Annotated in this window: 25 protein-coding genes and 1 pseudogene; 13 read left to right on the top strand and 13 right to left on the bottom strand. The window is 71.9% G+C overall.

The features are described from left to right. Positions 1-75 precede the first annotated feature (75 nt). The 3 genes from ACTWQE_RS12980 (at position 76) to ACTWQE_RS12970 (ending at position 3530) form a co-directional block, all read left to right on the top strand. A complete protein-coding gene (locus ACTWQE_RS12980; RefSeq protein ID WP_443329053.1) occupies positions 76-2127 on the top strand; it encodes a trypsin-like peptidase domain-containing protein in 2052 nt (683 codons plus the stop codon). Between the two features lie 120 nt (positions 2128-2247). Continuing rightward, the gene (locus ACTWQE_RS12975) at positions 2248-2715 is read left to right on the top strand and encodes a sec-independent translocase (RefSeq protein ID WP_443329052.1); all 468 of its coding nucleotides are present in this window, start codon (positions 2248-2250) and stop codon (positions 2713-2715) included. 119 nt (positions 2716-2834) lie between these two features. After that, positions 2835-3530, top strand: coding sequence for a hypothetical protein (locus tag ACTWQE_RS12970; protein WP_443329051.1), 696 nt, complete (start codon positions 2835-2837; stop codon positions 3528-3530). 240 nt (positions 3531-3770) lie between these two features. On the opposite strand, the gene ACTWQE_RS12965 is transcribed toward ACTWQE_RS12970, so the two are convergent. From ACTWQE_RS12965 to ACTWQE_RS12955, 3 genes are all read right to left on the bottom strand, one after another. Continuing rightward, entirely contained in the window at positions 3771-4904 is a 1134-nt protein-coding gene (locus ACTWQE_RS12965) for an Mrp/NBP35 family ATP-binding protein (protein WP_443329090.1), read from the bottom strand. 75 nt (positions 4905-4979) lie between these two features. Continuing rightward, the gene (locus tag ACTWQE_RS12960; RefSeq protein ID WP_443329050.1) at positions 4980-5540 is read right to left on the bottom strand and encodes a DUF1003 domain-containing protein; all 561 of its coding nucleotides are present in this window, start codon (positions 5538-5540) and stop codon (positions 4980-4982) included. Beyond that, on the bottom strand, positions 5530-6804 hold the full coding sequence (locus ACTWQE_RS12955) for a magnesium transporter MgtE N-terminal domain-containing protein (RefSeq protein WP_443329049.1): 1275 nt from the start codon (positions 6802-6804) through the stop codon (positions 5530-5532). The genes ACTWQE_RS12960 and ACTWQE_RS12955 overlap by 11 nt, the downstream gene beginning before the upstream one ends. A 174-nt stretch (positions 6805-6978) precedes the next feature. On the opposite strand from ACTWQE_RS12955, the gene ACTWQE_RS12950 reads away from it, so the two are divergent. Further along, positions 6979-7725, top strand: coding sequence for a hypothetical protein (locus ACTWQE_RS12950; protein ID WP_443329048.1), 747 nt, complete (start codon positions 6979-6981; stop codon positions 7723-7725). 137 nt (positions 7726-7862) lie between these two features. On the opposite strand, the gene ACTWQE_RS12945 is transcribed toward ACTWQE_RS12950, so the two are convergent. Then, on the bottom strand, positions 7863-8396 hold the full coding sequence (locus ACTWQE_RS12945; RefSeq protein WP_443329047.1) for a hypothetical protein: 534 nt from the start codon (positions 8394-8396) through the stop codon (positions 7863-7865). Between the two features lie 195 nt (positions 8397-8591). Here ACTWQE_RS12945 and ACTWQE_RS12940 point away from each other — a divergent pair, with 195 nt between their 5' ends. Beyond that, positions 8592-9467, top strand: coding sequence for a DMT family transporter (locus tag ACTWQE_RS12940; RefSeq protein ID WP_443329089.1), 876 nt, complete (start codon positions 8592-8594; stop codon positions 9465-9467). Positions 9468-9548: 81 nt separating this feature from the next. Here ACTWQE_RS12940 and ACTWQE_RS12935 read toward each other — a convergent pair whose 3' ends face one another. Next, complete coding sequence (locus ACTWQE_RS12935; RefSeq protein ID WP_443329046.1) at positions 9549-10655, bottom strand: magnesium and cobalt transport protein CorA; 1107 nt, start codon at positions 10653-10655, stop codon at positions 9549-9551. Between the two features lie 486 nt (positions 10656-11141). Here ACTWQE_RS12935 and ACTWQE_RS12930 point away from each other — a divergent pair, with 486 nt between their 5' ends. After that, positions 11142-11726, top strand: coding sequence for a suppressor of fused domain protein (locus ACTWQE_RS12930; protein ID WP_443329045.1), 585 nt, complete (start codon positions 11142-11144; stop codon positions 11724-11726). A 164-nt stretch (positions 11727-11890) separates the two neighbouring features. On the opposite strand, the gene ACTWQE_RS12925 is transcribed toward ACTWQE_RS12930, so the two are convergent. Then, positions 11891-13144 carry an MFS transporter gene (locus tag ACTWQE_RS12925; RefSeq protein ID WP_443329044.1) on the bottom strand — a complete coding sequence of 418 codons (1254 nt, stop codon included), beginning with the start codon at positions 13142-13144 and terminating at the stop codon, positions 11891-11893. A 164-nt stretch (positions 13145-13308) separates the two neighbouring features. Here ACTWQE_RS12925 and ACTWQE_RS12920 point away from each other — a divergent pair, with 164 nt between their 5' ends. From ACTWQE_RS12920 to ACTWQE_RS12910, 3 genes are all read left to right on the top strand, one after another. Next, a complete protein-coding gene (locus ACTWQE_RS12920; RefSeq protein ID WP_443329043.1) occupies positions 13309-13947 on the top strand; it encodes a DUF6758 family protein in 639 nt (212 codons plus the stop codon). A 158-nt stretch (positions 13948-14105) separates the two neighbouring features. Next, positions 14106-14960: a PHP domain-containing protein gene (locus ACTWQE_RS12915; protein ID WP_443329042.1), complete on the top strand. Its 855-nt coding sequence runs from the start codon at positions 14106-14108 to the stop codon at positions 14958-14960. Between the two features lie 69 nt (positions 14961-15029). After that, positions 15030-15635, top strand: a complete 606-nt coding sequence (locus tag ACTWQE_RS12910) for a MarC family protein (protein ID WP_443329041.1) — start codon at positions 15030-15032, stop codon at positions 15633-15635. A gap of 95 nt (positions 15636-15730) precedes the next feature. Here ACTWQE_RS12910 and ACTWQE_RS12905 read toward each other — a convergent pair whose 3' ends face one another. Further along, on the bottom strand, positions 15731-15883 hold the full coding sequence (locus ACTWQE_RS12905) for a hypothetical protein (RefSeq protein WP_443329040.1): 153 nt from the start codon (positions 15881-15883) through the stop codon (positions 15731-15733). A gap of 261 nt (positions 15884-16144) precedes the next feature. On the opposite strand from ACTWQE_RS12905, the gene ACTWQE_RS12900 reads away from it, so the two are divergent. Further along, positions 16145-17077, top strand: a complete 933-nt coding sequence (locus tag ACTWQE_RS12900) for an NYN domain-containing protein (RefSeq protein WP_443329039.1) — start codon at positions 16145-16147, stop codon at positions 17075-17077. Positions 17078-17429: 352 nt separating this feature from the next. Here the strand turns inward: ACTWQE_RS12900 and ACTWQE_RS12895 are convergent, their stop codons facing one another. Then, positions 17430-18296: an alpha/beta fold hydrolase gene (locus tag ACTWQE_RS12895; RefSeq protein WP_443329038.1), complete on the bottom strand. Its 867-nt coding sequence runs from the start codon at positions 18294-18296 to the stop codon at positions 17430-17432. A 426-nt stretch (positions 18297-18722) separates the two neighbouring features. Continuing rightward, positions 18723-20543 carry a DEAD/DEAH box helicase gene (locus ACTWQE_RS12890; protein ID WP_443329037.1) on the bottom strand — a complete coding sequence of 607 codons (1821 nt, stop codon included), beginning with the start codon at positions 20541-20543 and terminating at the stop codon, positions 18723-18725. Between the two features lie 464 nt (positions 20544-21007). On the opposite strand from ACTWQE_RS12890, the gene ACTWQE_RS12885 reads away from it, so the two are divergent. Continuing rightward, the gene (locus ACTWQE_RS12885; RefSeq protein ID WP_443329036.1) at positions 21008-21745 is read left to right on the top strand and encodes a ferritin-like fold-containing protein; all 738 of its coding nucleotides are present in this window, start codon (positions 21008-21010) and stop codon (positions 21743-21745) included. Positions 21746-21908: 163 nt separating this feature from the next. Here ACTWQE_RS12885 and ACTWQE_RS12880 read toward each other — a convergent pair whose 3' ends face one another. The 4 genes from ACTWQE_RS12880 to ACTWQE_RS12865 all read right to left on the bottom strand — a co-directional run bounded on the left by ACTWQE_RS12880 (position 21909) and on the right by ACTWQE_RS12865 (position 23866). Then, on the bottom strand, positions 21909-22175 hold the full coding sequence (locus tag ACTWQE_RS12880; RefSeq protein WP_443329035.1) for a hypothetical protein: 267 nt from the start codon (positions 22173-22175) through the stop codon (positions 21909-21911). Between the two features lie 301 nt (positions 22176-22476). After that, positions 22477-22704, bottom strand: a complete 228-nt coding sequence (locus tag ACTWQE_RS12875) for a DUF3107 domain-containing protein (protein ID WP_443329034.1) — start codon at positions 22702-22704, stop codon at positions 22477-22479. 144 nt (positions 22705-22848) lie between these two features. Beyond that, positions 22849-23490 (bottom strand): TetR/AcrR family transcriptional regulator, encoded by a 642-nt coding sequence (locus tag ACTWQE_RS12870; protein ID WP_443329033.1) that lies wholly within the window; start codon positions 23488-23490, stop codon positions 22849-22851. 157 nt (positions 23491-23647) lie between these two features. Next, the gene (locus ACTWQE_RS12865) at positions 23648-23866 is read right to left on the bottom strand and encodes a hypothetical protein (protein ID WP_443329032.1); all 219 of its coding nucleotides are present in this window, start codon (positions 23864-23866) and stop codon (positions 23648-23650) included. 124 nt (positions 23867-23990) lie between these two features. On the opposite strand from ACTWQE_RS12865, the gene ACTWQE_RS12860 reads away from it, so the two are divergent. Then, positions 23991-24962, top strand: coding sequence for an alpha/beta fold hydrolase (locus tag ACTWQE_RS12860; RefSeq protein WP_443329031.1), 972 nt, complete (start codon positions 23991-23993; stop codon positions 24960-24962). Positions 24963-24970: 8 nt separating this feature from the next. Next, positions 24971-25752, top strand: a pseudogene (locus ACTWQE_RS12855) (hypothetical protein); the annotation flags it as partial.

Below are 25752 nucleotides of genomic sequence, written 5' to 3'. Positions count from 1 at the left end.
GGTTGAATCGCCGACGCGGGGGTGGGCGGGGTGCTGGCGCAGCCCGTGCGATACCGGGCGAACTGTGGGGAGAGCATGGACGAGGGGACGGCCGCCGAGCCGGAGTCGAAGCCGAATTGGTGGAGCCGGCCCCGGCGGGACGTGGGCGGCCTGCGGGGCGTCGAAGCGGAGCCCGCACTGACGCAGTCCGCGGAGCAGACCGGCGCGGCGGCCGTATCGGAGACGGCCGCGGGCTCCTCGGGCGGCACGACGGCGGTCCCGGGCGGCGCCGCGGCCACGCCGGATCCCGGTACCGCGGCGGACGGCCCCGCGGCCGTACCGCGTACCAGTACCGCGCCGGACGGCCCTGTGGCCGTATCAGCTGGTACCTCGCCCGCATCGGGCACCGGCACCACGTCGGACCGCTCCGCGCCGGCACCCGGTACCGGCAGCGCATCGGACGGCCCTGCGGCGCTGTCGGCGGGTACCGCGCCCACCCCGGGTTCCGGTACCGCGGGGGATCGCTCCGCTGCCACCGGTGCGGCACCGACGGAGCCACCGGCCATGGACAGCGGACGCGCGGACACCGCCCCCGCTGCCGCCGCACCCATGGACAGCGCATCCGCGAGCGAGCCGTCCGCCCCACAGCAGAAGGTGCAGCCCCGGCACGCCCCCGACCCGTACGGCACACCCCCCTACGGTGAGCCCGGCCCATGGGCCCCGGCACCTCCCGTGCAGCGCCCCGTGGCCACTCCGCCGCACGGCACCCCGGTCCCCTCTCCGGCGGTCTCTTCCCAGGCGACCCCGTCGCACGGCCTTCCCGCCGCCACCGCGCCGGCCGGCCCTGCCGCTCCCGCCACGGTGACGTCGCAGCTGCCGCACGGAGCAGCCGCCGGGAACGCGCCGACCGGTGCGTACCCCCTGCCGCACCAGTACGGGCCGGGGCCGCGGGAGTCCGGCCACTGGCAGCAGTACGACCCATGGGGCGCCCCCCGGCTGACCGGTGCCGCCCCGGCCGGCACCGTCGAAGCCCCCCGGCGCCCCTCACACCGCGGCAGCCTCCTCGTCGGAGCGCTGGTGCTCGCCCTGGTCGCGGGCGGCATCGGCGGGGGGATCGGCGCGTACGTCGAGCGCAACGGCGGCATCACGGAGGTCGAGCTGCCGCAGGCCTCCGCGGAGGCGGGCGACCGGGACCCGGAGAGCGTCGCCGGAATCGCCGCCGCCGCACTGCCCGGTGTCGTCACGCTCCACGTCAAGGGCAGCGACGCGCAGGGCACCGGCACCGGCTTCCTGCTCGACAAGCGCGGCCACATCCTGACCAACAACCATGTCGTCGCGCCCGCGGGCTCGGACGGCGGCATAACCGTGACGTTCAGCGGCGGCGAATCCGCCCCCGCCGAGGTCGTGGGGCGGGACAGCGGATACGACCTCGCCGTCGTCAAGGTCCGGGGCGTCTCCGGCCTCAAGCCCCTGGCCCTCGGCAACTCCGACTCCGTACGGGTGGGCGACCCGGTCGTCGCCATCGGCGCCCCCTTCGACCTGGCGGGCACGGTCACCACGGGCATCATCAGCGCCAAGGAGCGCCCGATCACCGCGGGCGGGGAGAAGGGTGACGGCAGTGACATCAGCTACGTCGACGCCCTGCAGACCGACGCCCCGATAAATCCCGGCAACTCCGGTGGCCCGCTGGTGGATTCCCGGGCGCGTGTCATCGGCATCAACAGCGCCATCAAGGCCGCCGACGGCGGACCGGGCCTGGAGGGCGACCAGGGCGGCAGCATCGGTCTCGGCTTCGCCATCCCGATCAACCAGGGGAAGCGGGTCGCCGAGGAGCTGATCAACACCGGCCGGGCCACGCACCCTGTGATCGGTGTCACGCTCGACCTGCAGTACTCCGGCGACGGCGCACGCGTCGCCACCAGGGCGGGCGGCGGCGGACCGGTGAAGCGGGGCGGCCCCGGTGACCAGGCCGGCATCGAGCCCGGCGACGTCATCACCGAGGTCGACGGCGCCCGGGTGCACAGCGGTGAGGAACTGATCGTGAAGATCCGCAGCCACCGCCCGGGCGACCGGCTGCGGCTGACGCTGGAGCGCGACGGCGAGCGGCGTACGCTCCGGCTGACCCTCGGCAGCGCGAGCGGCCGCTGATGATGTACCGCCCACCCGGCGCAGCCGGGTACCGTGGACCAGGCCCCGACCCGTCCCCCGCCCGCCGCGGGGAGGCCCCGTCCGACCAGCCCGGCCGTGGACATCTCAAGGAGCTGCAGGGTGTTCAATGACATAGGCGCACTCGAGGTCGTCGCGCTCGTGATCCTTGCGGTGCTCATCTTCGGTCCTGACAAGCTGCCCAAGCTCATCCAGGACATCTCGCGCTTCATCCGCAAGGTCCGTGACTTCTCCGAGGGCGCCAAGGCCGACATCCGCTCCGAGCTGGGCCCGGAGTTCAAGGACTTCGACTTCGAGGACCTCAACCCGAAGACGTTCGTGCGCAAGCAGCTCATGGACGACGACGACCTCGGGCTCAAGGAGATCCGTAACGGCTTCGACCTCCGCAAGGAGATGTCCGAGGTGTCCGACGCGGTGCACGGGCGGGGCGGCGACGCCGCTGCCGGAGGAGCGTCCGGCACATCGCTCAGCAAGCAGTCCGGCACCGCGGCCGGCGGCTCCGATCTGCTCCGCAAGGATGGTCACGGCGACCCGGACGAACGTCCGCCCTTCGACTCCGACGCCACGTGATCCCCCCGTATGTCCGACTGGACCGACCGGTGTGGCTATCCTCCCTGTGTCCGGGGTGAGGTCGCCCGAGGGGGGCGGTTCGCCCTAAGACGACGGGGCAACAAGGAGGCACCACGCAGATGGAGACGACGAGTCGGCTGGGGGCGCAGGGGGCGTCCGACGAGCCCAGCCCGTCCGACGACGTGGAGGCCGGAAGACCGGCGGCGGAGCTCCCGGGCGGCCGCAGCCTCGACGGCTATCTGCTGGCGGGCTTCCCCTGGTACGGCTTGGACGAGGCATTCTCCGGTCCGCGCTGGCTGATGCAGGTGGGTACCGCCGCCGACGGTACGGTCGAGCACGGATCGACCGGGCACGGCGAAGAGCCCTCCGTGAGGGTGGAGACCGAGCACGACAAGCAGCGCTTCGCGGTGGTGGTGACGGTCGCCAGCCGCCCGGTGCGGCGCAGCGCCGACGGCACCGGCGTCCTGGAGGCCACCTCGGTCTCCTCGGCGGCCTGGCTGGCCGGTTCGGGTCTGCTGTCATGCACCTGGCCCACCCAGATGGAGCGTGCCCTGCGCGACGACTGGCTGGAGCAGCAGACCGCGATCGCCTGGGAGCTGGCGGACGACCTGTCCGCTCCGGACTGGACGACGCTGTCGCTGCCGGTGGACGGTGTGCCGACGCCCTTCCACTACCGGGAGTCCGAGTACGGCTGGGTGCTGGCGGGCTCCGCGCAGGCCCAGGAGGGCGTGCACATCGGCGCGTACGGGCGTGGCATGAGCGCCTACGGCCTGGGCTTCTCGGTGATCAAGGACATCGCCTCGTACGCCCGCTGAGGGACACGGTTGCCCGTCTCCAGGCCCTGGGACCAGGGCTCCGGGGCGGGCAACGCCGTATTCCGGGACACAGCCGCATCCCGCGACCAGGAGACCGGGCTCCGCGCGCCCTCCGGGGCCACGGGACCAGGGACCCGCATTCCGAAACTCTGCCGTGTGCCCCGTGTGCCCCGTGTGCCCCGTGTGCCCGTGTGCCGAGGCCGGTCCGGCGGCTTCGGTGACCCCTGAGCAGCGGTCGCGTCAGAACTTGTTGCGCGGGGTGATCCCCAGCGCCATGCCCGCCAGACCGCGCTGACGCCCGCCGAGCTTGCCCGCGATGTCCCGCAGCGCGCTGCCCGCCGGGGAGTCCGGGTCGGTGATCACCACCGGCTTGCCCTCGTCGCCGCCCTCCCGCAGGCGTACGTCGATCGGGATGGCGCCCAGGACCGGGACGGTCGCGCCCGTGGTCCGGGTCAGGCCCTCGGCGACCTTCTGGCCGCCGCCCGTGCCGAAGACATCGACCATCTCGTCGCAGTGCGGGCAGGGCAGCCCCGACATGTTCTCGACCACGCCGACGATCTTCTGGTGCGTCTGCACGGCGATGGCCCCGGCCCGTTCGGCGACCTCCGCGGCAGCCTGCTGCGGCGTGGTCACGACCAGGATCTCCGCGTTCGGCACCAGCTGGGCCACCGAGATGGCGATGTCACCGGTGCCCGGCGGCAGGTCGAGCAGCAGGACGTCCAGGTCGCCCCAGTAGACGTCCGCGAGGAACTGCTGGAGCGCGCGGTGCAGCATCGGCCCGCGCCACACCACCGGGGCGTTCCCCGGGGTGAACATCCCGATCGAGATGACCTTCACCCCGTTCGCCGACGGCGGCATGATCATGTTCTCGACCTGGGTGGGGCGGCCGTCCACGCCCAGCATGCGCGGGACCGAGTGGCCGTAGATGTCCGCGTCGACGACACCGACCTTCAGCCCGTCCGCGGCCATCGCCGCGGCGAGGTTGACCGTCACCGAGGACTTGCCGACGCCGCCCTTGCCGGAGGCCACCGCGTACACCCGGGTCAGCGAGCCGGGCTTGGCGAACGGCACCTCGCGCTCGGCCGTACCGCCGCGCAGCGAGCTCGCCAGCTCCTTGCGCTGCTCGTCGCTCATCACATCGAGCTCGACACTGACGCTCGTCACGCCCGAGACGCGGGAGACCGCCTCGGTCACCTCGCGGGTGATGGTGTCGCGCAGCGGGCAGCCGGACACGGTCAGATAGACCCCGACCGCCACCGAGCCGTCCGCGGCGATCTCGACGGATTTGACCATGCCGAGATCGGTGATGGGGCGGTGGATCTCGGGGTCGTTCACCGTCGCGAGCGCATCGCGCACCGCTTCTTCGGCGGGCACTGCGTTGGGGGCGTCGGGCGTGTCGGTAGCCATGCCACCGATGGTACGGCTCCCCACCGAGAGTGAGGAAAACCGTCAGCGGTCGCGTTGGTCACTCTCCGCGGAATGCTGCCGCTCGAGCTCCTTCATCACGTCCTGCAGCTCGGAGCGGATCCAGTCGCGGGTGGCGACCTCGCCCAGCCCCATCCGCAGGGCGGCGATCTCCCGGGTCAGATATTCGGTGTCGGCGATGCTGCGGTCGTTGCGCGCGCGGTCCTGCTCGAGGTTGACGCGGTCCCGGTCCGCCTGCCGGTTCTGTGCGAGCAGGATCAGCGGAGCGGCGTAGGAGGCCTGCAACGACAGCACGAGCGTCAGAAAGATGAACGGGTACTCGTCCCACCGCAGCTCCGTCGGAGCGCTGATGTTCCAGAACACCCACAGGAGGATGACGAAGGTCATCCAGACGATGAAGCGGCCGGTCCCGAGGAAGCGCGCGATCCGTTCCGAGAGCCGTCCGAAGGCGTCCGGGTCGTACTCGGGCAGCGGCCTGCGCCGACGGGTCTGCGGCAGGTCGAGCCGGCGCTGCGGGCGCTCCGCACGCTCCGTGCGCGGGCGTTCCACGCGCTCCAGGCGCTCGGGGCGGCGCTCAACCGGCATGGGCCACTCCCCACGGTCCGGGGATCTCCGACTCGCGCCAGTCGTCGGGCAGGAGGTGGTCCAGGACGTCGTCCACCGTCACGGCCCCCAGCAGATGCCCCGCGTCGTCGACGACCGGCGCCGCCACCAGGTTGTACGTGGCGAGATAACTGGTCAGCGCGGGCAGCGGGGTGTCCGGTGGCAGGGGCTGGAGATCGCTGTCGACGATCGCGCCGACCAGGGTGTAGGGCGGGTCGCGCAGCAGCCGCTGAAAGTGCACGACCCCCAGGTACTGGCCGGTCGGTGTCTCGTCCGGCGGCCGGCAGACGAACACCTGCGCGGCGTGCGCGGGGCTCAGATCGGGGTCGCGCACCCGCGCGAGCGCGACCGCCACCGTGGCGTCCGGGCGCAGCACGATCGGCTCGGTGGTCATGATCCCGCCCGCGGTGCTCTCCTCGTACGACATCAGCCGCCGTACGGAAGCGGCGTCGTGCGGGCGCATCAGGCCGAGCAGCCGTTCCTTGTCGGTCTCCGGCAGCTCGGAGAGCAGGTCGGCGGCGTCGTCCGGGTCCATCGCCTCCAGGACGTCCGCGGCGCGCTCCTCCTTGAGCTTCCCGAGGATCTCCACCCGGTCGTCGTCGGGCAGCTCCTCCAGGACGTCGGCGAGCCGGTCGTCGTCGAGGGCGGCCGCGACCTCCGCGCGGCGCTTGGCGGACAGATGGTGCAGGACGTTGGCGAGGTCGGCGGGCCGCAACTGTTCGAAGGTGGCCAGCAGGTTGGCCGCACCCTGCCCCTCCTCCTCGACCGAGAAGCCGGTGACGGCCGACCACTCGACGGTCAGCGTCTCACCGCGCCGGCGCAGCGGCCCGCCCCTGCCGCGCCGTACGAAGACCTTGTCGATCTCCCAGTCCCGCCGGGCGGGAAGCTGGGCCACCGACACATCGAGGACCGTGACCTCATCGCCGGTCTCGACCAGGCGCACCCGCCGGTCGAGCAGTTCACCGATCACCAGCGTCTCGGTCGGCCGCTGTTCGAAGCGGCGCATGTTCATCACACCGGTGGTGATGACCTGTCCGGACTCGACGCCGGTGACCCGGGTCATGGGGACGAAGATCCGGTGTCGGCTGACGACCTCGACGACCAGCCCGAGCAGCCGCGGCGGCCGTCCCCCCACCCGCAGCATCGCCACGAGGTCACGGACGCGGCCCACCTGATCGCCGTGGGGGTCGAAGACCGCGACACCCGCGAGGTGGGAGACGAAGACCCGGGGGGCGCCAGACGCCATACCGCGCGCCTCCTTATTGCCGGGCAAATCCTTTGATATCGGATTCAGGCTAGCGTGCCCCGGTCGCGGCCGCCGGGACAGCCGGCCCGGACGGCTGCCTTCCGGACCGCGGGTACGGCCCAGGTACGCTGCCGTCTGCTGTCGAGGTCACCGCATTCAGGAGGCAGAGCCGACGTGACTGCATTCCCCCGCACACGGAACGCGGCACTGGTGGGGGCCGTGTGCTCGGGACTCGCCGCGGCGCTCGTGGGGTGCGGCGGCGGTGAGGACCCGGACGCCGGCACGAACGGCGTCGGCAAGCTCTCCGCCGCCAAGATCGAGAGCAGGGCCCGCAAGGCGGTGGACGGTGCGGAGGCGGTACGGCTGTCGGGCAGCGTCGTCACCAAGGGGCGTACGTACAAGCTCGACATGCGCCTGAAGAAGGGCGGCGGGATCGGCCACCTCTCCAGCAAGGGCAGCCGGTTCGAACTGCTCCGGGTCGGCAACGAGCTCTATCTGAAGGCCGACGCCGACTTCTGGGCCCGCCAGGAGGGCGGCTCCTCCACGTCGGACAGCGCCGCGGCCAGCAAACTCGACGACAAGTTCGTCAAGGTGCCCAGCAGCGACCCCGCGTACAAGCAACTCAGCGGTTTCACGGACATGGACCTGCTGCTGGACGGGCTGCTGGGCCTGCACGGCAAGCGCGCCACCGGCGACCGTGGCAGCGTCGGGGGAACCCGTACGATCCGGATCACCGGCGGCGAGGGGTCGGGCGGCTCACTCGATGTGTCCCTGGAGGGCACGCCCTACCCGCTGCGCCTGCAACGGGCGGGCGGCGCGGGAGTCCTCGAACTCGCCGACTGGAACGAGGACTTCGCCCTGAAGGCCCCGGACAAGGGCCATATCGTCGACTACGGCCGCCGGATCACGACCGGCAACTAGGGCCGCCTCAGCCGAGGTTCCCGGTAGCGGGGTGGCCTGGTGCGGTCAGCCGCAAGGCGCCGGATCGCCTGGTCGGAGGCGCTGGAGCCGAGGTCGGACCGGCCCCACCCGCCCATGGGGCGGTGCAGGAGGGCGTCTCAGCCGCGGCTGCGGCCCCTGAGGCCCTTGCGGAGCAGCTTCGGCAGTGCGGCCGGAATCGGGCGGCGCGTGGTGGCCGGAGTCGTCGGGGGCGCGGCTGCCAGCGAACCGTCCGGCAACTCGGCGAGCGAGCCGACGGGCTCCAGCCGGAGCACCCGGCACTCGCGTGCCCAGCGATCGGCGACGTGCTCGGCGTCCGGGGCGTTCAGCCGCTTCCCTTTGAGCTCCTCCACTGCCGCCTGCCAGGCGTCGCTGCCGGGCGTCTGCTCGCTGACGCGGGCCGGCCACGTCACCAGGCGACTGCCCTTGTCCTTGCTGCGTACGGTCACGGTGGCCGGGCCCCCGTCGGCCAGACCGAGCCCGGCGAACGGCTGTTCTCCCGGCCCGTCGCCGACGAGGCAGGCGGCGCCGTCGTGCCATACGTGCCACAGGGCGCGGGTGGGGCCGTCGCTGCCCTGGACCCAGATGAGGCCGGACTTCTTGGTGGCCTCCTCGATGAGGGCGCGATCGATCAGGGCGGGCGTCTGCGTCATGAGGTCACCTTAAGCCTCGCCCGCCGGAGGGGACGGTCCCGGTGCCCGTACGAACAGCCCCCAGCGGCCGGAGGGTCAGTTACGTCCCAGCCGTACGCGCCTTACTCTGAACAGGTCCGTCCCCCGTACCCTCGCGAGGACTCAGTGCCGACAGCCCGTCCCCGTACCGAGCAGAGTGTCCCCGCGGTCCATGACGTGGGGACCGCCGTCCGTGTCGACCTCCTGCTCCTCGCGGTCGCCGTTGGCGGGATCGCGTTCTCCGCGCCGCTCATCGCGGCGACCGCCGCGCCCGCTCTGGCCATCGCGTTCTGGCGCAACGCCATGGCGGTCGGTGCGCTGTCGCCGCTGGCGCTGATCCGCCACCGGACCGAGCTGGGGATGGGGCGCAAGGCGCTGCTGCTGTCCGCCGCGGCCGGGGCCCTGCTCGCGCTGCACTTCGGGCTCTGGCTGCCCAGTCTCCACCTCACGTCCGTGGCGTCGTCCACCGCGCTCGTCACCACGACACCGATCTGGACGACCCTCGTGCTGCGGCTGCGCGGCCACCGCCGGCCCGCCCTGGTCTGGGCGGGCACAGCGCTGGCCTTCCTCGGCGTGGTGCTGCTCACCGGGGTGGATCTGTCGCTGTCGCCGCTCGCCCTCGCGGGCGACGCGCTCGCGCTGGGCGGCGGCATGGCGGCTGCCGGATATGTGCTGATCGGCTCCGTGGTGCGGCGCGACGTGAGCACCACCGCGTATACCTACGTCTGCTACACCACGACGGCGGTGCTGCTGCTGGTGACCTGTCTGCTCTCGGGCTCCGCGCTCGTCGGCTACAGCGGCGTGACCTGGCTGAAGCTCGCCGTGCTGACCGGCTGCGCCCAGCTGCTCGGTCACTCGCTGATCAACCGGGTGGTGCGCGGCCTCGGGCCGTCGGTCACCTCGACCGCGATCCTGCTGGAGGCACCGGGCGCGGCGCTGATCGCGGCGCTCTGGCTCGGACAGAACCCGCCGTCGGCGGCCTACCCCGCGCTCCTGGTGATCCTCGCCGGCCTCGCGCTGGTGATCATGGGAGACCGGCGGCGAGCGGAGTGACAGGGAGTGCCCCCGCACTCCCGACGCCGCGGGCCGCTCCTTGAAGATCGCCCCGGACAGGGCCCAGCCGTCCGAAGGGGATCAGAGCCAGCCGTTGCGCTTGAAGCCGCGGTGGATCGTGAAACAGATCCCCACGATCACGGCCATCACCGCCGGGTAGCCGTACTTCCAGTGCAGTTCCGGCATGTAGGTGAAGTTCATGCCGTAAACGCCGCAGATCATGGTCGGCACGGCGATGATCGCCGCCCAAGCCGTGATCTTGCGCATGTCCTCGTTCTGCGCGACGGTCGCCTGGGCGAGGTTCGCCTGGAGGATGGAGTTGAGCAGATCGTCGAAGGACACCACCTGCTCATTGACCCGGGCCAGGTGGTCCGCGACGTCCCGGAAGTACTTCTGGATGTCCGGGTCGACCAGCCGCATCGGCCGCTCCGACAGCAGCTGCATCGGCCGCAGCAGGGGTGAGACGGCCCTCTTGAACTCCAGCACCTCACGCTTGAGCTGGTAGATACGGCCGGCGTCACCGCCCCGTGAGCGGCCGCCCCCCGATTCCGAGCTGAAGACCTCGATCTCCACCTCGTCGATGTCGTCCTGGACCGCGTCGGCCACCGCGATGTAGCCGTCCACCACCTGGTCGGCGATGGCGTGCAGAACGGCGGACGGGCCCTTGGCGAGCAGCTCCGGATCGTCCTGCAGCCGGTGCCGCAGGGCGCGCAGCGAGCCCTGCCCGCCATGCCGGACGGTGATGATGAAGTCCCGGCCGGTGAAGCACATCACCTCGCCGGTCTCCACGACCTCGCTGGTGGCGGTGAGCTCGGCGTGCTCCACGTAGTGGATGGTCTTGAAGACGGTGAAGAGCGTGTCGTCGTAGCGCTCCAGCTTCGGCCGCTGGTGTGCGTGCACCGCGTCCTCCACAGCGAGCGGGTGGAGGCCGAACTCCTGCGCGATGCCCGAGAATTCCTCCTCCGTGGGCTCATGCAGTCCGATCCAGGCGAAGCCGCCCTCGGAGCGCACCCGTTCCATGGCCTCCCGCGGTGTCAGATGGTCGCGGACGCGGCTGCCGTCCCGGTACACCGCGCAGTCCACCACGGAGGTGGGCGCACCGGGCTGCTCGACGCGGATGCCGTAGCCGGTACCGCCCTTGCGCAGGGCGGGGCGTACGGCAGCGCGCAGGTCACGGATCATCGACATGGCAGGCTCCTTAACGGGCCGGCCGCCGGCGGCTGGGTTCCCCGGGGGAAAGGCGCCGCCCCAAGGAAGAGACGTACGTCTTCTCGTACGTCGGCAGGGCGGGCGGCACCGCTGCGCCGCGGTGACGGCATATCGCTCAAGGCACGGATCGAGGCAAAACGAGGTCGCTCTTCCGTATGTGCCGTGAACCTCAGTGGTTTCGCCGCTGAGCGGCGGGGTACGGAGGGTTCAGATCGCGATGAAGTGGCAGAGCACGGAAGAGCTGTTGGTACTGCACGGTCGACTAGGATCCACCGCAGCCCCACCTCCTCCGGCCGGTCCCCCGTAGGGGAAAACACGGATCGCGACATGCGCCGCGAGACTGATCGTCAGGGCTCGGATATCCGGTGCTGATGTCTGCTGCCCTGATCAGCGGCCAAGACTATCAGTTGTCCAGTGTGTCAAGTCGCCACTTTGCCTGCTGCATACGCGTTCTATGCTCACGGTATGTCAGATGTTCTTCAGCTCGTCGAGGCCCGGCTGCATACGGCGCTGGGCTCCCCGGATGCGCGCGCCTCGGTGACCTTCCTGGGCACCGACCGCATCGAGGTTCTCCGATTCGTCGACGGCGATGTGGTGCGCTACGCCACACTCGGGATGTCCGCGCAGCCCATGACCGATCCCACCGCGGCTCTCACGGACGCCGTGCGCGGCCCGCGCGCGGAGCTGCTGATCTCCGTACGGCCCGGGGGCGCCGATACCGACAAGCTCCTTCGCCCGCTCGCGGTGCTCGCCGCGTCCCCGCAGGTCGAGGGGGTCGTCGTGGCGCCGGGGGCTTCGCTCGACGTCGGTGAGCCGCTGTGGCCGGGGGCGCCCTTCGAGTCCGTGCTCGTCGCGGAGTCGGGCGGTCTGGTGGAGGACCTGGAGCTCAGTGCGCCGATGGACCCGGTCCGGTTTCTGCCCCTGCTGCCGATGACGGCCAACGAAGCCGCCTGGAAGCGCGTCCACGGCGCGGGGGCCCTGGAGAAGCGCTGGCTTGCGCACGGTACGGACCTGCGCGATCCGCAGCGCAGGTCCGTGGGTCTGGACTGAGGCGGCCGGACCGGACCCGGACCGGGCGACGACCCCGGCGGCGAACGGCTCGGGCGCGGTGGACCTCGACAGGGCCGGGCGCGGTGTACGTCGGTCGGGCTGGACGTCGGCCGGGGCGGGCGGCCTGGGCGGCCGCCGGGTGGGTCCGAGGGGACGTCGGCCGCTCAGGCGGGCTGGATTGCGGCCGCCGCCGCGTCCTCGCGCTGGTGTTCCGGCACCGGCCCCTCCGGCGTGAGGGTCAGTGAGCGGCGCCGGACCGCCACGACGCCCGCCCCCGCCACGGCCGCGGCCGCGGCGACCACGAACGGGATGTGGGGGTCGGTCCACTCCTCGATCCTCGGCGCCAGATACGGGGCCGCAGCGGCCGCGAACCAGCGGACGAAGTTGTAGCCCGCGCTGGCCACCGGCCGTGGGGCGTCCGAGACACCCAGCGCCAGCTCCGTGTAGACGGTGTTGTTCACGCCGATGAAGGCGCCGGAGAGGATCGTGCAGACGACGGCGGTGGTGTGGCCGCCGTAGCCGAGCGCCAGCAGGTCGGCGGCGAAGAGCATCAGCGAGCCGCCCAGCACCTTCAGCGAGCCGAAGCGCTTCTGGAGGCGGGGAGCCACCAGCACGGAGAACACCGCGAGCAGCACACCCCAGGCGAAGAAGACCGCTCCCGAGGTGTACGGGGTCAGGGCCAGCACGAACGGCGTGAAGGCCAGGACCGTGAAGAAAGCGTAGTTGTAGAAGAAGGCCGAGGCGGCGGCGGAGGCGAGCCCGCCGTGCCCGAGCGCCTTGACGGGGTCGAGCAGGGAGGTCTTCCGGGCAGGCCGGGGCTGCTCCTTCAGGAAGGCCGTGATGGCGACGAAGCCGATGGCCATGAGGGCGGCGGTGCCGAAGAAGGGGTAGCGCCACTCCATGTCGCCGAGCACCGCGCCCAGCAGCGGACCGCATGCCATTCCGAGGCCGAGCGCCGACTCGTACAGCAGGATGGCCGCCGCGCTGCCGCCCGCCGCCGCGCCCACGATCACCGCGAGCGAGGTGGAGACGAAGAGCGCGTTGCCCAGACCCCAGCCCGCCCGGAAGCCGGCCAGCTCACCGACGGAGGTGGAGGTGCCCGAGAGCGCCGCGAAGACCACGACGAGGGCCAGTCCGGCGAGCAGCGTCCTGCGGCCGCCTGTCCGGCTGGAGACGAAGCCGGTCACCAGCATCGCGAACGCGGTGATCAGGAAGTAGGAGGTGAAGAGGAGCGAGACCTGGCTGGGCGTGGCCTCCAGCCCCTTGGCGATCGACGGCAGGATCGGGTCCACCAGGCCGATGCCCATGAAGGCGACGACCGCCGCGCCGGCCGTGGCCCAGACGGACAGGGGCTGGCGCAGGATGCTGCGACCGCCTTCGTCGAACGGATCCTCCGCGGCGTTGCTGCTGCTCTGCATGGGGCGCTTCGTCCTTCCGGGCGACGGGAGATCGTTGAATAGTGCACATACTAAGTTAGGTACTTTAACTAATGCGGACTACATGTATATTGGCCCGCAGGCAGCGCAACCGGACGGGTGATCGTCCTTGACGCGGAGACGGCCGGGGAGGACCGTTGGAGCCTATGAGGGGCGAACCCAGTTGCCCGAAGTGCGGTGGCCGGGTCCGGGCGCCCGGTCTCTTCGCGGACTCGTGGCAGTGTGATCTGCACGGCACAGTGCACCCTCTGCAACCCGTCGTACCGCCGAGCGTCGAAGCGCTCGGCGTGGTCGTGAGCCGGACTCATGTCCCCGTGTGGATGCCGTGGCCGCTGCCCATCGGCTGGCTCTTCACCGGCATCGCGTGCGCGGGTGACGACCGCAACGGCGGCCGTGCGACCGCTGTCGCGTGTTCAGGACCGGGCCCGCTGGGGGGTGTTGGCGAGCTGCTGCTGGTGGCCGAGGAACTGGGCGTCGGACTGGGTGCCCGCTACGCCGGAATCCCCGGGCCCGACCCCGGAGAGCGGATGAGCGTGGACAAGCCGCCTCAGGCCAAGGTGCTGGCCGCCGGCCGCCCCACTCCGCTCTGGCATGTCGAGGGGGTGCCCGAGGACCGGGCGGTCTTCGCGGGCGAGGCGCGCGGGCTGTGGCTGTGGGCGATCGTCTGGCCGGAGCTGTCCGGGCTGCTGATGTACGACGAGCTGGTGCTCACCGATCTGCGGGACGCCGGGGCCGAGGTCGAGCTCGTGCCCTGCGGAGCGCTCTCTCCGCGGATCCTCTCCTGACACGGCCGGGATCCTGACCGGAGGCGGTCGAGGCCGGGCGGATGCCCGCACGGAGCGCGGACCCGCTCCCGGCCAGGACGGTCGCGTGGGACCGCCTGCCCCGCCCGCCCGTTATCCTGGAGCGTCCCGACCCGACGACCGCTGCTTGGAGACGCGCCGTGCGCATTGATCTGCACACCCACTCCACGGCTTCGGACGGTACGGACACCCCCGCCGAGCTGGTGCGCAACGCCGCGGCGGCCGGGCTCGACGTCGTCGCGCTCACCGACCACGACACGGTGGCCGGGTACGCGGAGGCCGCGGCCGCGGTGCCGCCGGGCCTGACCCTGGTCACCGGCGCCGAGCTGTCCTGCCGGCTCGACGGCGTCGGCCTCCATATGCTCGCGTACCTCTTCGACCCGGACGAGCCGGATCTGGCCCGCGAGCGCGAGCTCGTACGTGACGACCGGGTGCCGCGCGCGCAGGGCATGGTCGCCAAGCTGCGGGAGCTGGGTGTGCCGGTCACCTGGGAGCGGGTCGCGGAGATCGCGGGTGAGGGAGCCGTCGGCCGGCCGCATGTGGCGACGGCGCTCGTCGAGCTGGGTGTCGTCGACAGCGTCTCGGACGCCTTCACCCCGGACTGGCTCGCCAACGGTGGCCGCGCCTATGTCGAGAAGCACGAGCTCGACCCCTTCGACGCCATACGCCTGGTCAAGGCGGCCGGTGGAGTCACCGTCTTCGCGCACCCGATGGCCGTCAAGCGCGGTGAGTGCGTTCCCGAGAGCGCCGTGGCCGAGCTGGCCTCCGCGGGTCTCGACGGCATCGAGGTCGACCACATGGACCACGACCCGGCCACACGGGCCCGGCTGCGCGGACTCGCCGCCGACCTCGGCCTGCTGACGACCGGGTCCAGCGACTTCCACGGCAGTCGCAAGGCCTGCCGCCTCGGGGAGAACACCACCGACCCCGAGATCTACGGCGAGATCGTACGGCGTGCGACCGGCGCCTTCCCGGTGCCCGGCGCGGGTGGCTGAGCCTCACATCTCCTCACCGCCCTCTCTCCGGCTCCGCCGGCTCGTACCACTCCTCTGCAAGGCCGTGCTGTGTTCGACTTCGCTCTTTTCGGGTCCGTCTTCGTCACCCTGTTCGTGATCATGGACCCGCCCGGTATCACGCCCATCTTTCTCGCTCTGACCTCGGGCCGGGCCGCCAAGGTCCAGCGCCGGATGGCTCTGCAGGCGGTCCTCGTCGCCTTCGGTGTCATCGCCGTGTTCGGCATCTGCGGTCAGCAGATCCTCGACTATCTGCATGTCTCCGTCCCCGCGCTGATGGTGGCGGGCGGACTGCTGCTCCTGCTCATCGCCCTCGATCTGCTGACCGGTAAGACGGACGAGCCCACGCAGACCAAGGACGTCAACGTCGCGCTCGTACCGCTGGGTATGCCGCTGCTCGCCGGGCCGGGCGCGATCGTCACCGTGATCCTGGCGGTGCAGCGTGCCAAGGACTTCGGCGATCAGCTGTCGGTGTGGGCGGCGATCGTGGCCATGCACGCGGTGCTGTGGGTGACCATGCGGTACTCGCTATTGATCATCCGATTGATCAAGGACGGTGGTGTGGTGCTGGTCACCCGGCTGTCCGGCATGCTGCTCTCCGCGATCGCGGTGCAGCAGATCGCCAACGGTGTCACCCGGTTCATCCAGGGCGCCTGATCCCCGGTGGGGTCCCCGGCCCGGCCGGGGCCCCGCCCCCGGAACGCAGGAGCGCCCCCGCACGCGAGTCGTGCGGGGGCGCCGGTGCGCAGGCGTTACCGGGCAGCGGTGTCGGCCGGGCGGATGTAGATGCGCTGGCCGATCGCGGCGGCCTGCTGCACCATCCGGTTGACGGAGGCGGCGTCCACGACGGTGCTGTCCACGGCCGTGCCGTCGACGTCGTCGAGGCGCATGATCTCGAAGCGCATGGCTTCTCCCTTCGTCTGATCCTCCTACAGGAGAACTACTCGTGCGGGATTCATTCCACAGTCGGCCCGCGATACGTCATGGTCATTGCTTGACCGTTAAGAGTGGATTGCGTGCATTCCGTGACGCGTGATCCATAGGGTGCAACCGAGGTGCCCCTGGAAACATTCCCTACGCTAAGGAAAAAATTCGGATGGCTAACTACTGGATGCTGGGGCGGCAGGTTGTCGCCCTCGTCGGGCAGCCCGGACAATGACCTCGCTATGAACGACGCCCAGCCCTCCGGGCCCACCGACCTCGCCGCGGTCACCGCTGGTATCGAGCAGACGAACGAGCTGCTCCAGCGGGTGCTGGCCAAGGTCTCGACCACGCCGTCCATCCACGCGGTCTTCGCCGACGCCGGTTATGTGTACGCGGCCATAGGGCGGCTCGTCGCCGGAACGGAGGACCGGCGCGCCTTCGATCTCGACTCCGAGGGACTGATCGACGCCTTCATCGACAAGGCCCGGACGATCTTCCCGGACAGCCGGCTGCTCCGGGTCTACTGGTACGACGGCGCACGCCGCCGCCTCCACACCACCGAGCAGCAGCGGATCGCCGAGCTGCCGGACGTCAAGGTGCGGCTGGGCAACCTCAACGCCAACAACCAGCAGAAGGGTGTCGACTCCCTCATCCGCACGGATCTGGAAACCCTCGCCCGCCACCGTGCGATCAGCGACGCGGTGCTCATCGGCGGTGACGAGGACCTCGTCTCGGCGGTCGAGGCGGCGCAGAGCTACGGCGCACGGGTGCATCTGTGGGGGATCGAGGCGGTCACCGGGCGCAACCAGGCCGACCCGCTGCTGTGGGAGGTCGACAGCCAGCGCACCTTCGATCTGGACTTCTGCAAGCCCTATGTGACGCGGCGGCCGCTGCTGTACGACGCGTACGCCGAGCCCGCGGGAATGGTCTGCCCGGCTCCGGGCCGCGACGACGTGCGGTTCGTCGGGGCCCGCGTCGCCGCCCAGTGGCTCGTGGAGCGCGGCCGGGAGTCCCTGGCCGAGCTGCTGCCCGGCCACCCGTATCTGCCGGGCTCGACGGACCAGGAGCTGCTGAACGAGGCGGAGGGGCTTCTCCAGCACTCCCTGCGGGGCCACGCCGATCTGCGACGAGCACTGCGGGACGGCTTCTGGGACCACCTGCAGGCGCAACTCTGAGCAGCGCGGTCCTGGGACAGGCTGCCGGGCAGGGCCCGGGCCCTGCCCGGACGGTCCTGCCGCGTCCGGGTCTGTCCCGGCCCTGTCCGGCTGGTGCCGGGGGCTGCGGCACGTCGCCGAGGTCCGCGGCCGCTTGCTACTCCGTGGTTCTCCGGCGCGGGAAAACCGGGCGGGCCCTCGGAAACGGGCCGGACGGCCGCATCCGGTAGCGGTGCATCTGAAGCTCCCGGCGGTACGTCTCCGCCTGCCCGCGAACGGCCGACTCGTCCCCGCTCGCGCGGCGTCCCCCACCGCGCTCGCCGCGGCCCTGCCGGGTGCGTCCGATAGAGCGGCTGCCGGTCCGCTCAGAGCGTCACGCGCTCTGCCAGAAGTCGGCCAGCGCACGGGCCGTCGGCTGCGGCTGCTCGGCGCCGGGGGAGTGCTCGGCGCCCTCGATCACCGCGCGCCGGGCACCGAGCCGCCCGGCCATCTCGTCCATCAGCGGCACCGGCCAGGCGTAGTCGATCACGCCCGAGAGCACCAGCTTGGGCAGCGGCACGGCCGACAGCTCGGCCACCCGGTCGGGCTCGCCGATCAGCTGTTTGCCGGTGGCGATGAGCTGCTCGGGGACCGTGGCGAGCCAGCGCCGGTGCAGAAACTCCCGCACCGCGGGAGGGGTCCCGTCCTCGGCGGCCTCCGGAGGGTCCAGCTCGCGCATCGCCTGCCAGACGGACTCCATGTCCAGCACCAGAAGCGCGTCGATCAGCAGTTTGGTACGGGCCTGCTGGGTCTCCGAGATGGCACCCGGCCCCGAGCTCATGATCGTGAGCGAGGCGAACGGCGCACGGTTCGCGAGCACGGCGGCACGGGTGATCAGGCCGCCGAGGGAGTGCCCGAGCAGATGGAGCCGTCCCGGATCCTCACCGATCGCCTCCGCCTGGGCGAGGACGTCCCGCGCCAGCTCCCGCTGGGCGTACGCGCCTTCGGCCCGGGGTCCGCCGGACTCGTACTGCCCGCGCCCGTCGGCCGCGACGACCCGGAAGCCCATGTGGGCGAGCGGTTGCAGCAGCGCGATGAAATCCTCCTTGCTGCCGGTGAACCCGGGGACGAGGAGGGCGGTGCCGCGCTGTGCAGTCCCGGCGGGGGGCATGGCCTCGTGCACCGCGAAGTCACCGCGTGCGGTGTCGAGACGGTGTGCCCGGGCGCATGGCGGGAGCGTGAGGAATGGCGGCCTGCTCATGCGGTTGAGGCTAGCGGCCGTCCGTGACGTCCCGGCGTCAAGCGGGCGGCCCCGCCGGGACTGGTGTCCGGAATCCGCCGAACGGACGGACGTTTCGGTACTCTCGGCGCCGCAGAGCCGTGTCCACGTCGTCGCAGGTGGCGGAGAGAGCCGTGGAACGTTGTCACCGGGAGAGCCCGGAGGGGCCCCAAGCCGGGCGGCGAGGCCGTCCGTGGACGGCGGCTGCGGCCGACAGCCACCTGGCACGACTGAGCCCCCGTCGTCCGCCGCAGGCGGCTCCAGATCCGCGGACTGCCGGCGCAGCAACGCCGGTGGCATGAGTGGCCCCGGCGGCTTCGCAGACGCTCGCCGATCAATTCGGGCGAACGCGGACAACGCCGTCGGCCCGCCCCCGGGGAGGGAGCGGGCCGACCGGTGCGGACTGCGTCAGCTCTCCGTGGCCTCCTCGGCCTGTGCGGCCGCGGAGCGGGTACGGCGGCGACGGCGGGGCTGCGAAGCCGCGCCGTCCGCCTGCTCGGCGACCTGAGGTGAGGCCGTCCCGGTCTCCTCCGCGGCCGGGGCCGCGGAGGGCGTACGACGCCGTCGGCGGGGCTGCGCGGCATCGGAACCGCCCTCCGGGCCGCTCGCAGCGGTCCCGTCGGCGGCCGCCACCCCGGCATCCGCCGCGGCCTTGGCCCCGCCCCCTGCGGTCTTGTCGCCGGCAGAGCCTCCGCGGGTACGGCGGCGGGCCGGCTTCGCGTCGGTGCCCTCGGCGGTGTCCACGGCCGCCACCGCGGCATCGGCGGCCTCGGATGCGGCGCCGCCCCCGCGGGTACGGCGACGGCGGCGCGGCTGCTTCGGCTCGGCCGGAGCGTCGGTCCGCGCGGTGCCCTCGGCCGTGTCGGCGACGGTCGGGGCGGCGGCCTCGTCGGCCGTGCCGTTCTGGCCGTCCCGGGCGGCCCCGCTCCGGTCCACTCCGCCGCGGGTACGGCGGCGCTGGCGCGGCGTGCGGGTGCGCTTCGGGCGCTCCTCCTCCGCCGGGGCCGGGCCACGGCCGCCACGACGACCGCGGCCACCGGTCTCGCCGAGGTCCTGGATCTCCTCGGCGCCGAGGCCGGCGCGGGTCCGCTCGGCGCGGGGCAGTATGCCGGTCGTCCCCTCGGGGATGCCCAGCAGCTCGTAGAGGTGCGCGGAGGTGGAGTAGGTCTCCTCCGGGTCGTCGAACGGCAGGTCCAGCGCCTTGTTGATCAGCTTCCAGCGCGGGATGTCGTCCCAGTCGACCAGGGTGACGGCGATACCCGACTTGCCCGCGCGGCCGGTCCGGCCGATGCGGTGCAGATACGTCTTCTCGTCCTCCGGTGACTGGTAGTTGATGACATGCGTCACATTCTCGACGTCGATGCCGCGGGCCGCGACGTCGGTGCACACCAGCACATCGACCTTGCCGTTGCGGAAGGCGCGCAGCGCCTGTTCGCGGGCGCCCTGGCCGAGGTCGCCGTGGACCGCGCCCGAGGCGAAACCGCGCCGGGAGAGCTGGTCCGCGATGTCGGCCGCGGTCCGCTTCGTACGGCAGAAGATCATCGTGAGTCCGCGGCCCTCGGCCTGGAGGATGCGGGAGACCAGCTCCGGCTTGTCCAGGGAGTGGGCGCGGAAGATGTGCTGGGTGGTGTTGGCGACGGTCTGGCCCTCGTCGTCCGGCGCGGTCGCGCGGATGTGCGTGGGCTGGGACATGTAACGCCGCGCGAGGGAGATCACCGCACCCGGCATGGTCGCCGAGAACAGCATCGTCTGGCGCTTGACCGGCACGAGCTGGATGATCTTCTCGACGTCGGGCAGGAAGCCCAGGTCGAGCATCTCGTCGGCCTCGTCGAGCACGAGAGACTTGATGGAGGCCAGGCTCAGCTTCTTCTGGCCGGCCAGGTCCAGCAGCCGCCCGGGGGTGCCGACGATCACATCGACGCCCTTCTTGAGGGCCTCGACCTGCGGTTCGTACGCCCGGCCGCCGTAGATCGACAGCACCCGGACGTTACGGACCTTGCCTGCCGTGAGCAGGTCGTTGGTGACCTGCTGGCAGAGCTCGCGGGTGGGGACGACCACAAGCGCCTGCGGGGCGTCGGTGAGCTGCTCGGGCTCCGCGCGGCCGGCCTCGACGTCGGCGGGGACGGTGACGCGCTCCAGCAGCGGAAGACCGAAACCGAGCGTTTTGCCGGTTCCGGTCTTGGCCTGTCCGATGACGTCGTTGCCGGAGAGGGCGACGGGGAGCGTCATCTCCTGGATGGGAAAGGGGGACGTGATGCCGACGGCCTCGAGGGCTTCGGCGGTCTCGGGGAGAATCCCGAGGTCTCGGAACGTAGTCAGGATGCTTGCCTCTTCTGTGAGACGCGGCGCGAAGGGGCGAGGAGGGTCGTACCGCGCCGGGATTTCATCGGCCGTGGGTGGCCGAATGGCGCAGGACCACTGGTGCTCTCGCGCATCCGCTCGCGCCGCGAGCGGAACCCTCACCGGAGGGGCGTACCTGTCATACGCTCCACGCGGAGGGCTGTCGGTCGGAGCCGATCGGGCCTCCGACCGGGCATCCGCATTCATGCGATGACCCACCGAATACTCGGCGGGTGCATTACCACTGTACCCCGGATTCGCGCATCTGTGGGGAGTGAGTCCTGCGGCTCTGTGCGCCCTGCGTGTCTGACCAGGGCCTTCCGTAGGAGGCGGAGCGGGCTATTGTGCGCTCCATGGAGACGCCTGACGAGACCACTGACCCCGCCTCGAAGCTCACCGGGATCGCCGCTCAGGACTGGGCGCAGGCATCCGCCGACCCGCAGTACCGGGCCGCGGTGGTGGACCTGCTCGGCGCGCTGGCGTACGGCGAGCTGGCGGCCTTCGAGCGACTGGCCGAGGACGCCAAGCTGGCACCGACGCTGGAGGACAAGGCGGAGCTCGCGAAGATGGCATCGGCCGAGTTCCACCACTTCGAGCAGTTGCGGGACCGGCTGACGGCGATCGACTCGTCTCCGACCGAGGCCATGGAGCCGTTCGCTGCCGCGCTGGACGAGTTCCACCGCCAGACCGCCCCCTCCGACTGGCTGGAGGGGCTGGTCAAGGCGTACGTCGGGGACTCGATCGCCAGTGACTTCTACCGCGAGGTCGCGGTGCGGCTGGACTCCGACACCCGGAAGCTGGTGCTGCGGGTGCTCGACGACACCGGCCACGCGTCGTTCGCCGTGGAGAAGGTACGGGCCGCGATCGAGGCCGAGCCGCGCGTCGGCGGACGGCTGGCCCTGTGGGCCCGGAGGCTCATGGGTGAGGCGCTCAGCCAGGCGCAGCGGGTCGTGGCGGACCGGGACGCGCTCTCCACGATGCTGGTCGGCGGGGTCGCGGACGGCTTCGATCTGGCGGAGGTCGGCAAGATGTTCTCGCGGATCACCGAGGCCCACACCAAGCGGATGGCCGCGCTGGGGCTCGCGGCCTGACCATGTTCCGTACAGCCCGCTCCGTGCACCGGATCCGGAGGCGGGGCGTCGCACTCCGAGGCGGCCCGCCGGATCCGGCCCGCCGGGTGCGGCTTTCGCCGTGCGTGCGGAAGCCCCCTGGGCCCGGGGCGTCGTAGAACGGCGGCCCGGCGGCCGTGAGCCGTCAGGCCGCCGCTGATCGGCGCACCCGGCCCGGTGGCCTGATCAGCAGTGAGAGCAGGGCCACACCCATGACCAGGGCGCCGATGAGCGTGGCGAGGGGATGGCCGTCGCCCACCACGGTGTGAGTGAGCAGACCGCCGAAGAGGGCGGCGACAGCTCCGGTGCCCAGCACCAGCGGTCGCGCCGGAAGTCGCTCGGGAAGCCTGCGGCTGCCCGTATAGGCGACCGCGAGGCCGATGATGACCGAACCGAGCGCTTCCCAGATCATGGTGATGTCCCTCCCGTACAGCAACAACAGGCAGGTGCAAACCGGTCCAGGGGCGGTCGTACCCCCAGCCCCCGGAAGGTAATCCTCCGCACTCGCGCGGTTGGGGGACCGACTTACGACGGCCCGGTGGGGACCGACTTACGACGGCCCGGTGGGGACCGACTTACGACGGCCCGGTGGGGACCGACATACGACGGCCCGGTGGGGACCGACATACGACGGCCCGGTGGTCGCCTGACCACCGGGCCGTCCTTCATGCTCTGCGTGCTGCCGTGCCCGGGCCGCGCGCTCGTCCGTACGGCTATACGGTGCCGAAGCCCACCTTGCGGGCCGTCTGCTCGCCGATCTCCACATAGGCCAGCCGGTCGGCCGGAACCAGGACCTTGCGGCCGTGCTCGTCCACCAGGTTCAGCAGCTGCGCCTTGCCGGCGAGCGCTTCGGCCACCGCGCGCTCGACCTCTTCGGCAGACTGCACGCTCTCCAGAGTGATCTCGCGGGGCGCGTGCTGCACGCCGATCTTGACCTCCACGGCTTCGTCCCTCCGACGGTTTGGGATTCCCCATGGCTGTGCCCAGGGGAGGCTGCGCGGTCCGCCGCGCGGTACCCAGCACACATTAGCCCGGTGCGGGGACCTCCAAGCCGCCATCCGTGCACGCCGGGAGCGAACAACGCCTCAGCGTGACGAGGCGGCCCCGTGCATCGGGAAGCCCGCGATGCCGCGCCAGGAGAGCGAGGAGACGAGCTTCACCGCGGCGTCCCGCGGCACCTTCTGGCCGGAGCCCAGCCAGTAGCGCGCGGTGATCTGCGCCATGCCGCAGAGGCCGACCGCCAGCAGCATCGACTCCTCGGAGGGGAGGTCGGTGTCCTCCGCGATGACCTCGCACACGGCCTTGGCGCAGTCAAGGCTGACCTTGTCGACCCGCTCACGGACGGCGGGCTCGTTGGTCAGGTCGGACTCGAAGACGAGCCGGAAAGCGCCGCCCTCGTCCCCGACGTACGCGAAATACGCCTCCATGGTGGCCGCGACGCGCTGCTTGTTGTCGCTGGTCGAGGCGATGGCCGCACGCACGGCCTGCAGCAGTGCCTCGCAGTGCTGGTCCAGTAGTGCGAGATAGAGGTCCAGCTTGCCGGGGAAGTGCTGGTAGAGCACCGGCTTGCTGACGCCGGCCCGCTCGGCGATGTCGTCCATCGCCGCCGAGTGATAGCCCTGTGCGACGAAGACCTCCTGGGCCGCGCCCAGGAGCTGGTTACGTCGGGCTCGGCGCGGCAGGCGCGTGCCTCGCGGGCGCGCCTCGGTCTGCTCGATGGCTGTCACGCCGCCTCCCATGGGTGGTTGAGTAGCGCGGCGACGCAGTGTGCACCGCGCCCGCCATCGTACTTTTGGGTAACCCGGGTGTGTGCCGTGCGGACCGAGATTTTTCACGGACCGGACACGGCGCGCAGTCGGTCGAAATATCAACAAAAGGTGCAGGTCATGGATAGTCGTCCTCGCCGAGCCGCACCACCCGGGACTGTTCGAGCGCGTCCGCGGGGTCGACTTCCATGTCCGGCTCCGGCAGTGGCTCGTCGTCCTCCTCCGGTGCCACTTCCCGGTGCTGGTCGGCGGCGTCGGCGTCGGGGGCCTCGATATCGATCTCGCCCGGCTCGGGCTCGGGCTCGAAGTTCTCGGCATCGTTGGGATCGACAGTCATGATGGCCCCCCTTTCCTGGACGGGCGCCGCTACACGGTCCGGAACCGGCCGTGTGCGGACGCCATGCCTTCGTGTGACTGCGAACACACGGATCCCCGCGTGATCGTCTCGTAACATTGCCCGCATGTCGTCGACCGAGCTGCCGGGTACCCGGACCTCCCCGGGGGTAACCCCGGACGGCGCCGTGCGGGCGGGACCCGGGGAGGAGCTGCGGTCGGTATCCCTGCCCGGACTGCACCTGGCCGTCCGCTCCCGTCCGCCGGCCCGGGAGGGACTGCCTCCGGCGCTGTACGTCCACGGGCTGGGCGGCTCGTCGGTGAACTGGTCCGCGCTGATGGCCGTCCTCGAGGACCGGGTCCACGGCGAGGCCCTCGACCTCCCCGGCTTCGGCTACTCCTCCCCGCCGGACGACGGCGACTACTCGATCTCCGGTCATGCCCGGGCCGTCGTCCGCCACCTCGACGCCTCCGGTCGCGGGCCCGTCCATCTCCTCGGCAACTCCCTGGGCGGTGCGGTCGTGACGCGGGTCGCCGCTCTGCGGCCGGATCTGGTGCGCACCCTCACTCTGGTCTCGCCCGCCCTGCCGGAGCTGCGCCCGCAGCGCTCCGCACTGCCGACCGCGCTGCTCGCGGTGCCGGGCGTGACCTCGCTGTTCGCCCGGATGACCAGGGACTGGACCCCCGAGCGACGCACCCGCGAGGTGCTCGCCCTCTGCTACGGAGACCCGGGACGGGTCGATCCCGAGGGCTTCACGGCGGCCGTCGAGGAGTACGAGCGGCGGCTGGGACTGCCGTACTTCTGGGATGTGATGACGCGTTCGGCCCGTGGGGTTGTTGACGCGTACACGTTGGGCGGACAGCATTCGCTGTGGCGGCAGGCCGAGCGCGTGCTGGCCCCTACGCTGCTCGTGTACGGCGGCCGGGACAAGCTGGTCTCCTTCCGGATGGCCCGCAGGGCGTCCCTCGTCTTCCGCGACTCCCGGCTGCTGACTCTGCCGGACGCCGGGCACGTCGCGATGATGGAGTATCCGGAGGCGGTGGCGCGGGGCTTCCGCGAACTGCTGAGTGAGTACACCGCCGAAGCGGGCAGGAGCTGAGTCGACGCGTGGGACGTCATAGCCGTCGCGGCCGTACCGAAGCGGTCGACACCACGGAGATAACGGCACAACCGGCCGACCCGCCCGGGGGCGCGGCCGCGTCCCACCCGGCCGCGGAAGGCCGCCGGCGCGGCGGCGAGCCGGAGGGCCGGCCGTACGGCGCTCCGGCGCCGGGGTTCTCCACCGGCGGCGGCACCGGAAGCTTCCCGCGCCCGCAGGCCCTGTCCGGCACACCGCCGTACGGGGTCCCACAGATGCCGCCTGCCCGCGGCGGCCACCCGGAACACCGCGAACGGGGCGGAGGCTGGGGCACCCCGCCCCCGGCGGACACACCACCGCGGGGAGTTCCGGTCCGCGGCGCCCGCAACCCCGGCGCCGGCTCGGCACGCCCGACGCCGCCGCAGGGCGTACCCGCCTACGGGCGGGGGCAGCGCACCCCGGGCGACCCTGCCGGGGCGACGTCCGGCCCGGCCGCCGGACGCGCCCAGGGGCTGGCCGCGGGCCCGGGCGGCGCCGTACGACCGGGGAGCGCGGGCCCGGGAGGCCGCCCGGGGCAGCCGTTCACCACCGGCTCCGCGGCCGGACTCGTGCCCAGGCCGCGGCAGGAGTACATCGACGCCTTCGACGACGACGTCTTCCCCGTGGGAGCTCCCGCGCCGCAGGGCGGCGCGGAGGCCGGACAGCCGGTCACCGCCCCGGACGGGGGCGACGAGCCTCCGGCCGACGGCCGGCAGCCGGGGGCGCATGGCAAGGGCAAGGGCGGCAAGGGGCGCACCTTCGCCGGGGTCGG

It is taken from the genome of Streptomyces sp. 8N706 (genome assembly GCF_052245415.1).
Lineage (GTDB): Bacteria > Actinomycetota > Actinomycetes > Streptomycetales > Streptomycetaceae > Streptomyces.
Note: the sequence above shows the minus strand (reverse complement) of the source record. Positions and strands in the feature narration are given on the sequence as shown.

Coding starts and splice junctions, on each gene's coding strand:
- ACTWQE_RS12930 (WP_443329045.1), top strand. CDS start 11,142: ATGTCAGATGTTCTTCAGCTCGTCGAGGCCCGGCTGCATACGGCGCTG.
- ACTWQE_RS12955 (WP_443329049.1), bottom strand. CDS start 6,804: ATGGCGTCTGGCGCCCCCCGGGTCTTCGTCTCCCACCTCGCGGGTGTC.
- ACTWQE_RS12905 (WP_443329040.1), bottom strand. CDS start 15,883: ATGCGCTTCGAGATCATGCGCCTCGACGACGTCGACGGCACGGCCGTG.
- ACTWQE_RS12925 (WP_443329044.1), bottom strand. CDS start 13,144: ATGCAGAGCAGCAGCAACGCCGCGGAGGATCCGTTCGACGAAGGCGGT.
- ACTWQE_RS12935 (WP_443329046.1), bottom strand. CDS start 10,655: ATGTCGATGATCCGTGACCTGCGCGCTGCCGTACGCCCCGCCCTGCGC.
- ACTWQE_RS12960 (WP_443329050.1), bottom strand. CDS start 5,540: ATGCCGGTTGAGCGCCGCCCCGAGCGCCTGGAGCGCGTGGAACGCCCG.
- ACTWQE_RS12945 (WP_443329047.1), bottom strand. CDS start 8,396: ATGACGCAGACGCCCGCCCTGATCGATCGCGCCCTCATCGAGGAGGCC.
- ACTWQE_RS12900 (WP_443329039.1), top strand. CDS start 16,145: ATGAACGACGCCCAGCCCTCCGGGCCCACCGACCTCGCCGCGGTCACC.
- ACTWQE_RS12890 (WP_443329037.1), bottom strand. CDS start 20,543: ATGACGCTCCCCGTCGCCCTCTCCGGCAACGACGTCATCGGACAGGCC.
- ACTWQE_RS12860 (WP_443329031.1), top strand. CDS start 23,991: ATGTCGTCGACCGAGCTGCCGGGTACCCGGACCTCCCCGGGGGTAACC.
- ACTWQE_RS12970 (WP_443329051.1), top strand. CDS start 2,835: ATGGAGACGACGAGTCGGCTGGGGGCGCAGGGGGCGTCCGACGAGCCC.
- ACTWQE_RS12885 (WP_443329036.1), top strand. CDS start 21,008: ATGGAGACGCCTGACGAGACCACTGACCCCGCCTCGAAGCTCACCGGG.
- ACTWQE_RS12865 (WP_443329032.1), bottom strand. CDS start 23,866: ATGACTGTCGATCCCAACGATGCCGAGAACTTCGAGCCCGAGCCCGAG.
- ACTWQE_RS12920 (WP_443329043.1), top strand. CDS start 13,309: ATGAGGGGCGAACCCAGTTGCCCGAAGTGCGGTGGCCGGGTCCGGGCG.
- ACTWQE_RS12880 (WP_443329035.1), bottom strand. CDS start 22,175: ATGATCTGGGAAGCGCTCGGTTCGGTCATCATCGGCCTCGCGGTCGCC.
- ACTWQE_RS12980 (WP_443329053.1), top strand. CDS start 76: ATGGACGAGGGGACGGCCGCCGAGCCGGAGTCGAAGCCGAATTGGTGG.
- ACTWQE_RS12895 (WP_443329038.1), bottom strand. CDS start 18,296: ATGAGCAGGCCGCCATTCCTCACGCTCCCGCCATGCGCCCGGGCACAC.